This is a genomic window from uncultured Romboutsia sp., assembly GCF_958366745.1.
GTDB classification, from domain to species: Bacteria; Bacillota; Clostridia; order Peptostreptococcales; family Peptostreptococcaceae; genus Romboutsia; species Romboutsia timonensis.
Window position 1 is genome coordinate 1 of sequence record NZ_CATXCO010000258.1, and the last position, 2,982, is coordinate 2,982.

Sequence of the window (2,982 nt, forward strand, 5' to 3'; positions counted from 1 at the left end):
AGCCCTTTTTGTTTGGCTTTTTCTATTACTCTATCAAAATATGAAAAGTCAAAGTTTCCTTCAGTACTTTCCATCATATGCCATGCAAATTCCCCAATTCTTATAACATTGCAGTTAAGTTCTAATATATTATCTAGATCTTCATCTATCATACTTTTATCCCAATGTTCTGGATAGTAATCTACTCCTAAATACATTTGTATTCCTCCCAATAGTTTAAATTTCTTCTTAAATATATAATAACAAATATCGTTTTCTTTGTAAGTATTTTTTACTTATTTTTTACTAAAATTTTACTAATTTTATATTTATAGTTTAATTATTTTTATAATTAAAAAGCCATCTCAAACTAATTTATTCAATAGAAAAACTACTAAATTTTATTTGAGACAGCTTATTTTTATCTATATAGCATCATTAGCTTTTTTTCTTTTTTCTAATTCTACTAACATATCATCATGGAATTTACCATTTATTTTGTACTTAGATTTGTATATAGTATACATTACTATTGCACAAACTATAGGTATCCATATCATTATTACTCTCATTCCAAGTATAGTTGTTGCACTTTGAACTTCTCCTGCTACATATCCTACTAAAGATAAACCAACACCTACTAACCATCCAGCTACTGCAGATGCACCTTTAACTAATAATGTTTGCACTGAGAATACTATACTTTCATTTCTAGTTCCTAATTTAAATTCTCCATAATCAACAACATCCGCAAGCATTATAGTTGTAGAACCTAATAAGAATCCACTTCCTAATTTTAATATTGCTCCTGCCATCCCTATAAATAAAGCATTTTGAGGTGCAACTATTCCAGCTACAAATAATAATAAAAATCCTGCTATTGGTAATATACTTCCGAATTTAAATACATCTTCCCTACCAATTTTCTTAGTCAATATAGGTAATAATACAAGACCTGATATTTCTGCTATACCAGCAAATGCTTGATATACTGAGAATAGGCTTTCCTTACCTACAACATATGTAAAGTAATATATAGCCATACTACCAGATATTTGCATAATTAAGTTCATACCTAAAACTATTCCAATAAATACTAATAATTGATCATTTTTTCTTATTATATTTAAAGTTTGTTTAAATGATACTTTCTCAGCATTTTTAGGTGTTTCAACTCTTTCTTTAACATTTAAACAAGTTATTATTGCACTTATAATAAACGTTACTGCTATAACTACAGCAAATGATGAGTAACCTTTTACTACATTTCCGTTACCAAGCTTTTTAACTATTGAAAGTCCAAATGTTCCCATTATAAGCCAAGCTGTACTTGCAAATATTCTTGGTATTACTGCTACTTGCTCTCTTTCTTCTTTGCTACTAGTTAATGCTGGTATCATTGACCAATATGGTATATCCATTATTGTATATGTCATCCCCCATAATATATACATAATTGAGAAATATGCATATAGTGGTAAACCTTCTAAATCTGGTTTTCTAAATAAGAATACTATAACAACTGCATTTAATACTGTTCCAATAAATATCCATGGTCTAAATTTCCCAAATTTACTTCTAGTATTGTCAACTATCATACCCATAGCTGGGTCATTTACTGCATCCCAAAGTCTTGCAACTAAAAATAATGTCCCTACAAATGCTGGATTTAATCCAACTGCATCTGTAAAATAAACCATTAAGTATGTTGACACTATTGCATATGCTAAATCTTTTCCTAAAGCACCTATTCCATAAGAGTACTTCTCTCTAAACGTTAATTTGTTCATATATCTCCTCCGCTTTTCTTATTTTTCCCTTTTACAATTTAATTATAGCACCACGAGAAACGTTTGCCAACTTATTTGGTAAAATTTTTCTAATTTTTTTACTGAATTTTTTAGCTATTTTTATTTTTATACTTATTTTTTATAATTTTAACTTGTTGTATTAATTAAATATAATCATTGAAAATATTAGCTTCTAGCAAGATATATTTTTATAGTTAAAAAGCTTTATATAGTAATTTAATATACTTAGTAAAATAACTAGTACAATAAGCTTAATTTAAAATTTTATTTATTTTTTATTTAATTTTTAAACATATATAATTTGGGTATAAGTATTTTGTAAGAATTTTAAATATGATATATTATTTTTAATTTAAATCATATAATTCACTTTGATAATATTATTTATAGACTTTTTTAGTTTATTAATTTAATCTTATATAACTTGTTAATCAGCTTTTTAACTTAGGAGGTTTTACATGAAATTTAATTATAATTTAGAAATTGATAATATATTAAACAAAATATATAAAAGAAAGATATTTGATTTAGCTTGTGAAAATAACATTTCAAATATAGATTCAAAAAATATAGAATCATATAAAAATCAATTTAAATCTTTTGAAGTATATCTAGGAAGTGAAATAGAAGAATTTATAAAAGATTCATTACCTAAAGAGAAAGAAGGATACCTCTTTAGATGCGATGTATCAAAACATAAAAACAATTATTATCCAAAGATTTATGATAATTTAGGTAATAAGCTTGCATCTGGAAGTGATTCTAAATTTGCTACTATTCTTTGGGAGGCGCATATAAATAATCTAATCATAAAAGATGTTTATGAATCTTTTAATAAAGAAAAGTTCCACGAGTTTATTGATAATAATTTAGAAAATATTTATGAAGATATAAATAAAAATATAATTGATTTTTACAATACTAATAAATTGACTATAGCATTTTCTAATAAATCTGAATTAGTTTCAGTTATTAAAGATATGCTTTTAAAAAATGAATTAGATATTTCTTTTGCTCAAGACTTTGTTGATTTAGATAAAGTCAGAGAAGAGATGATAATGTACTCTACTCCACTTGATATGTATAACGAGTACGATAAATTAGAAGATGAATTAAGTTATTGCTTAGATAAATTCTTCAAATATAATAATGATGAGTTATTTAATGTATTAGTAAATGATAAAGATTTTAA

At 25.0% G+C, this 2,982-nt stretch carries 3 protein-coding genes; 1 reads left to right on the top strand and 2 read right to left on the bottom strand.

From position 1 onward, the window contains the following. Together Q5F54_RS12345 and melB are read right to left on the bottom strand one after the other, a co-directional pair. On the bottom strand, positions 1 to 197 hold a 197-nt coding region (locus tag Q5F54_RS12345), incomplete at its 3' end, for a beta-galactosidase (RefSeq protein ID WP_302334521.1). A 207-nt stretch (positions 198 to 404) separates the two neighbouring features. Continuing rightward, complete coding sequence (gene melB, locus Q5F54_RS12350; protein WP_281538288.1) at positions 405 to 1,769, bottom strand: melibiose:sodium transporter MelB; 1,365 nt, start codon at positions 1,767 to 1,769, stop codon at positions 405 to 407. A 479-nt stretch (positions 1,770 to 2,248) separates the two neighbouring features. Here melB and Q5F54_RS12355 point away from each other — a divergent pair. Next, a partial coding sequence (locus tag Q5F54_RS12355; protein WP_302334522.1) for a hypothetical protein occupies positions 2,249 to 2,982 on the top strand: 734 nt, incomplete at its 3' end.

Excerpts from the sequence above, each read along its gene's own strand:
- melB (WP_281538288.1), bottom strand. The coding sequence starts at position 1,769 with ATGAACAAATTAACGTTTAGAGAGAAGTACTCTTATGGAATAGGTGCT.